This window comes from Streptomyces marokkonensis (assembly GCF_039539045.1).
In the GTDB taxonomy this organism is placed as follows: Bacteria; Actinomycetota; Actinomycetes; order Streptomycetales; family Streptomycetaceae; genus Streptomyces; species Streptomyces marokkonensis.
On sequence record NZ_BAABCQ010000277.1, the window covers coordinates 1 to 5,879 of the forward strand.

Annotated in this window: 6 protein-coding genes and 1 pseudogene; 3 read left to right on the forward strand and 4 right to left on the reverse strand. The window is 71.5% G+C overall.

From position 1 onward, the window contains the following. The first annotated feature begins 44 nt into the window (after positions 1 to 44). Positions 45 to 1,199, forward strand: coding sequence for a CapA family protein (locus ABEA26_RS34560; protein WP_345597847.1), 1,155 nt, complete (start codon positions 45 to 47; stop codon positions 1,197 to 1,199). Positions 1,200 to 1,380: 181 nt separating this feature from the next. On the opposite strand, the gene ABEA26_RS34565 is transcribed toward ABEA26_RS34560, so the two are convergent. Then, the gene (locus ABEA26_RS34565; protein WP_345597848.1) at positions 1,381 to 1,854 is read right to left on the reverse strand and encodes a MarR family winged helix-turn-helix transcriptional regulator; all 474 of its coding nucleotides are present in this window, start codon (positions 1,852 to 1,854) and stop codon (positions 1,381 to 1,383) included. 59 nt (positions 1,855 to 1,913) lie between these two features. On the opposite strand from ABEA26_RS34565, the gene ABEA26_RS34570 reads away from it, so the two are divergent. Further along, positions 1,914 to 2,732, forward strand: coding sequence for an alpha/beta fold hydrolase (locus ABEA26_RS34570; protein WP_345597849.1), 819 nt, complete (start codon positions 1,914 to 1,916; stop codon positions 2,730 to 2,732). On the opposite strand, the gene ABEA26_RS34575 is transcribed toward ABEA26_RS34570, so the two are convergent. Next, positions 2,729 to 4,141 (reverse strand): amino acid permease, encoded by a 1,413-nt coding sequence (locus ABEA26_RS34575; RefSeq protein WP_345597850.1) that lies wholly within the window; start codon positions 4,139 to 4,141, stop codon positions 2,729 to 2,731. The genes ABEA26_RS34570 and ABEA26_RS34575 overlap by 4 nt on opposite strands. Positions 4,142 to 4,242: 101 nt before the next feature. Then, positions 4,243 to 4,704, reverse strand: a complete 462-nt coding sequence (locus ABEA26_RS34580; protein ID WP_345597852.1) for a universal stress protein — start codon at positions 4,702 to 4,704, stop codon at positions 4,243 to 4,245. Between the two features lie 111 nt (positions 4,705 to 4,815). On the opposite strand from ABEA26_RS34580, the gene ABEA26_RS34585 reads away from it, so the two are divergent. Further along, positions 4,816 to 5,649: a polysaccharide deacetylase family protein gene (locus ABEA26_RS34585; RefSeq protein ID WP_345597854.1), complete on the forward strand. Its 834-nt coding sequence runs from the start codon at positions 4,816 to 4,818 to the stop codon at positions 5,647 to 5,649. A 73-nt stretch (positions 5,650 to 5,722) separates the two neighbouring features. On the opposite strand, the pseudogene ABEA26_RS34590 reads toward ABEA26_RS34585, so the two are convergent. After that, positions 5,723 to 5,879 (reverse strand): annotated as a pseudogene (locus tag ABEA26_RS34590) (class F sortase); the annotation flags it as partial.

Sequence of the window (5,879 nt, forward strand, 5' to 3'; positions counted from 1 at the left end):
ATGTGACTTTCTATTGGTGTGTGCGACCCCAGCGGAGCGGACGGATGATCACACGCAGTCGGCAGGTGGCCCTGGCCCTGACCGCCCTTCTCACCGCGGGCGCCGCCTGCCAGGCCCGCGACCACGAACCACCGAGACGCCCGGCCCCGGCCCCCACCGCCGCGGACACCGGCGTCTTCACCCTGGTCGCCTCCGGCGACGTACTGCCGCACGACTCGATCATCGAGCGGGCCCGCTTCGACGCGGGCGGCACCGGCTACGACTTCCGTCCCATGCTCGCCGGCGCCCGCCCCGTCGTCTCGCGCGCCGACCTCGCCCTGTGCCACATGGAGACCGTGTACGGCGCGCACGGCGACTACAGCGGCTACCCCCTCTTCAAGTCCCCGCCCGAGGTTGCCGAGGCGCTGGCCGCCACCGGCTACGACGGCTGCTCCACCGCCTCCAACCACAGTGTCGACGACGGCGCCGACGGCATCCGCCGCACCCTGGACGCCCTCGACCGCGCGGGCGTACGTCACGCGGGGACGGCGCGCACCGAGGCCGAGGCGCGCACCGCGACGGTGCTGCGGGCGGGCCGGGCCGAGGTCGCCCACCTCGCCTACACCCTCCACACCAACGGCCACCCGATTCCCGAGGACCAGCCCTGGGCGGTCGGCATGATCGACGAGGAGCGGATCGTCACGGACTCCCGGGCCGCCCGGGAGGCCGGCGCGGACATCGTCGTCGTGTCCCTGCACTGGGGCACAGAATGGCAGGACGAGCCCGACCGGGACCAGCTCGATCTGGCCCGGAGCCTGACCGCCGCCCGGACCGGCGACCGCCCCGACATCGACCTGATCCTCGGCACCCACGCCCATGTCCCGCAGGCGTACGAGAAGGTCAACGGCACCTGGGTGATCTACGGGATGGGTGACCAGATCGCGGGCGAGATGATCAACGGTGAGGGAGTCCGCGATCCGCGCGGCAACCAGTCGACCATCGGCCGCTTCACCTTCGCCCCGCCCGCCGGGCCCGGTGAGCGCTGGCGGGTGGCCAGGGCGGAGTTCGTCCCGCAGTTGTTCGACGTCGACGCCGGACGGGTGGTGAACCTGAACCGCGCGCTGGAGGAGGGGGCCGACGTGCGGGCCGTACGCGACCGTATCCGCGCCGTCGTGCTCAGCCGGGGCGCGGCCGAGGACGGGCTGGTGATGGGGGAGTAGGCCGGGTGACGCCCACGCCGGCCGGGTCGCGTCCGCGCAGGCGGGGTGACGCCCGTGGCCGGGTTCGCGTCCGCGTACGCCGGGTGACGCCCGCGTAGGACAGGTTGCGACCCCGTAGGACAGGTTGCGCCCGCGTAGGTCAGGTTGCGCCCGTCCAGGGATGGGTGGCGTCCGTGCGGGGTCAGGCGTCGTCCACGTGGTCGAGAGCCGTCAGCATGGCCCCCAGCACCCGCAGGCACGTGGTGACGTCGGCGTCCGTGAGGCTTCCGCCGACCTCGCGCAACACCCGGTGCTCCCGGTCCAGGACTCCGGTGATCGCCGCACGGCCCTCGTCCGTGAGCCGGATCAGGGACGACCGCCGGTGCGCCGGGTTCGGGACGCTCTCCACCAGGCTCCGGTCGGTGGCGTCGTTCACCATCCGCTGCACGAACTGACGGCTGATCGACTGCGCCCGGCCCATCTGCGGCACGGTCATCGGTCCGTTGCGGTGCAGCAGGGTCAGTACGGCGCGGACGCCGACGGACAGGCCGTCGGTGGTCAGGCCCAGCTCGACGCTCCGCTGCGCGCGCCGGTAGAGGGGGCCGACCAGGTCGTACACCTCGGTGAGGCGCCGGGCGAGGGCGTCCGGGGGGAGTGATGCGTCGGTGTCCTTCATGCAGCCCATCATGACACCTTGGTTGCCAAATATCGGCCGACTATGACACCTTGGTTGTCATGGATACCGCTTCGGATCTTCGTTTCCTCCACTCCGCCGACGGCGACCTCGCCTACCGTGACACCGGTGCCGGGGACCTGGTCGTCCTGCTGCACTCCGGGTTCGCCGACCACCGGGTCTTCGACGCACAGGTCCCGGCCCTCGCCGCCGCCGGGTACCGCGTGATCGCCCCCGACGTCCGCGGCCACGGCGCCTCGGCCAACGCGACCCGGCCGTTCCGGTGGGCGGACGACCTCGCCGCCCTGCTGCGCCACCTCGACGCCGGCCCCGCAGTGCTCGTCGGTGTCTCGATGGGCGGCGCCATCGCCACCGACACGGTGCTGGAGTACCCGGAACTGGTCCGCGCGGTGGTGGCCTGCGGGGCCGCCACCAGCGAGTTCGAGTACACCGACCCGTGGGTGCGGCAGGTGCAGGACGAGCAGGCCGCCGCGCTCGGCGCCGGCGACCTCGAAGGCTGGCTCGCGGCGTGGCTGCGCGGCGTGGCCGGGGAGTCCCGCACCCTCGACGACATCGACCCGGACATCTCGCGCCGGCTCCGCGAGATGGCCTTCGGCACCCTCTCCAAGCACACCCCGGACGAGGAGAACCACCACGTGCCCCTGACCGACACCTGGGCCCGGGTCCCGAAGATCGACGTTCCGGTCCTCACCGTCAACGGCGACCTCGACGCACCCGACCTGATCGCCGAGGCGGAACGGCTCGCCCGTACGGTCCCGGACGGGAGCTCCCTCACCATCGCGGGCACCGCGCACTACCCGAACATGGAGAAGCCCGAGCGCTTCGCAGAGATCGTCGTCGACTTCCTCCGCGCCCTCTAACGGCGCGCCAGCTCCGACTTCCGGTAGGAGTAGGCGAAGTAGATCACCAGGCCGACCGCGAACCACACGGCGAACCGCGCCCAGGTCTGCCACTGCAGGAACGTGATCAGCCAGAGCGAGAAGACGATCCCCACCGCCGGCACGGCCGGCATGAACGGCGTACGGAAGGTGCGCGGCAGAGCCGGCTGCCGGTAGCGCAGCACGATCACCGCCGCGCACACCACCACGAACGCCAGCAGGATGCCGATGTTGGTCAGCTCGGCCGCCTCGCCGATCGGCAGGAACCCGGCGATCGCGGCCGACGCGACACCGACGATCCAGGTGACCCGGGTCGGCACGTGCCGCGTCGGGTGGGTCTTGGCGAACCACTTGGGCAGCAGCCCGTCCCGGCTCATGCTGAACCACACCCGGGTGACACCCAGCATGAACGTGAACATCACCGTGAGGATGCCGATGATGGCGCCCACCGCGATGACGTCGGCCAGAGAGCTCAGCCCCACCGCCTTGAACGCCGTCGAGAAGCCGCTCTCCGGGTCGATGGCCTTGTAGTCCTGCATGCCGGTCAGCACCAGACAGGCCGCCACGTACAGCACCATCGAGATGATCAGCGAGTAGATGATCGCCTTCGGCATGTGCCGCTGGGCGTCCTTCGACTCCTCGGCCGCCGTCGACATGGCGTCGTAGCCGAAGACCGCGAAGAACACCGTCGCCGCGCCGGTGAACGCCCCGCCGACCCCGTACGGGAAGAACGGGTCGTAGTTCGAGGTGTCGATGTGGAAGAGGCCGACCCCGACCACCAGCAGCACCACCAGCACCTTCAGCACGACCACGACCATCTCGAAGCGGGCCGCGTTCTTGATGCCGAGGGTCAGCAGGTACGCGATCAGCAGGCACAGCACCGCGGCGAAGAGGTCGACCCGGTGCCCGTCGCCGGTGCCGGGCGCGCCCAGCATCCAGTTCGGCAGGTCGGCGCCCGTCTCACCGACCAGGAAGCTGAAGTAGCCGGAGATGCCGATCGCGACCACCGCCACGATCGCCGTGTACTCCAGCAGCAGGTCCCAGCCGATGAACCACCCCACCAGCTCACCGAGGACGGCGTAGCCGTAGGTGTAGGCGGAACCCGCCTTCGGGATCAGTCCGGCGAACTCGGCGTACGACAGCGCGGCCGCCGCGCTCGCGACGCCCGCGATGAGGAAGGAGACGAGGACCGCCGGCCCCGCCGTGCCGTTGGCGACCGTGCCGGCCAGGGTGAAGATGCCCGCCCCGATGATGCCGCCCACGCCGATCGCGGTGAGCTGCCACAACCCGAGGGACCGCACCAGACCGGCGCCCTCACCGCCCTCGGTGTCCTCGATGTGCTCGATGGGTTTGCGGCGGAGAACGCCCTCGCCCATGCGGAACCGGGCCACGCGCCTCACCTCTTCGTGAACGGCAAACGGCTGACGGTGGATCATGACGACTCACACCCGCCCGCGACGGAAGCCACGACGCACACGCCACCCGAAGGGCGCTACGGGACCACTGTCACGGGCCAGCGTCCCGCCTTCACCAGCCGTACCGCGACGGAACCGACGATCCGGTGACCGGCCTGCTCGGAGGCGCCCACGACCACGGCGTCCGCCTTCAGCACGTCGGCCGCCCGCACCAGCCCGTTGTAGGGGTCGCCACGGAAGGTGTGGAACTCCCAGCGCACGTCGAATATCCCCCTGCTCCGCTCGGTGGCCTCCCGGATCTGGGACACCAGGTCCTCGGCGATCTCGTCCGTCGCCTCCGACACCGGCGCCCCGAGCGCCGCCCCCGCGGCCGGCACCGGTTGTACGTACACCACGGCGAGCAGCGCGCGCTGCCGCCGGGCCAGACCGCCGGCGTAGGCCGCCGCCCGGAGCGAGGAGTCGGAGCCGTCGACCCCGGCGACGATGACCTTCGGCCCGTCCGTGCCCCGTTCGAACTGCTGGGAGTGCTGTTCCGTCACGCGGCGAGGCTATCCCGAGTGGCTCGTGATCTTGGGCCGGGCGGGTGGTTCCGTGCCGCCGCACCGGTGTTGCTCAGGTGCGGCGGACCGTGGCCGGGCGACTGATGAGTCATGAAGAAGGATCAGTTGCTCACCCGTCGCCGAGTACTGTTCGCCGGCGCCGCGGCCGCGGGAGCGGCCACCACCGGCGCGCTCGTGACGGGCCGGGGAGACGGATCGGCCCGGCCGGTCGCCCCCGCCCCGGGACCCCCGGCCCGCCGACCGCTCAAACCCTCCGCCTACCGCCTCCAGCCCCTGACCGGATACGGCGCGCCCTCTGCCGCGCCCCGGCGGACCCCGGTACGCAGCGAGCCGATCCTGCGCATGCCGGCCCGCGGCCGCACCATGATGCTCACCTTCGACGACGGACCCGACCCCCGCTTCACCCCGGACATCCTGGACACCCTGGCGCGGTACGACGTGCGCGCGACGTTCTTCGTGTGCGGTGAGATGGCGGACTACAACCGGGACCTGCTCTCCCGGATGGCCGACGAGGGGCACGTCGTCGGCAACCACACCTGGTCCCACCCGCTGCTGACCCGCCTCGACCGGCGCGGCATCCGCTCCGAGATGGAACGGACGAGCGAGGTCGTCGAGCAGGCCTACGGCGAGCCGCCCCGGTGGTTCCGGGCCCCGTACGGAGCCTGGAACCGCGCCGCCTTCCAGCTCGGTGCCGAACTCGGCATGGAACCGCTCGCCTGGACCGTGGACACCCTCGACTGGACCACCCCCGGCACCCGCACCATCGTCGAGCGGGTCGAGGACGGCGCTGCCCCCGGCGTCGTGGTGCTCTCGCACGACGCCGGGGGCGACCGCTCGCAGAGCGTCCGCGCCCTGCGCTCCTATCTGCCCGGACTTCTGGACTCCGGCTACCACCTCACCGTCCCCCGGCGGCACTACGTCTGACGCCTGTCACGTTTGCTTGTCACGTCTGCCCGTCACGTCCGACGCCCTCACGTCAGCCCGGCCGGGGCCACGCTCAGCGGATCCCGGTCATGCGGGCGAAGGCGACGACGTTCCCCTCGTAGCCGTTCTGCTTGGAGAAACCGCCGCCGCAGGTGATCACCCGTAGTTCGGGGGCCCCCTTGGACGCGTAGACCCGGTCGCCGGGGAAATCGTCCTTCTCGAACACTTCG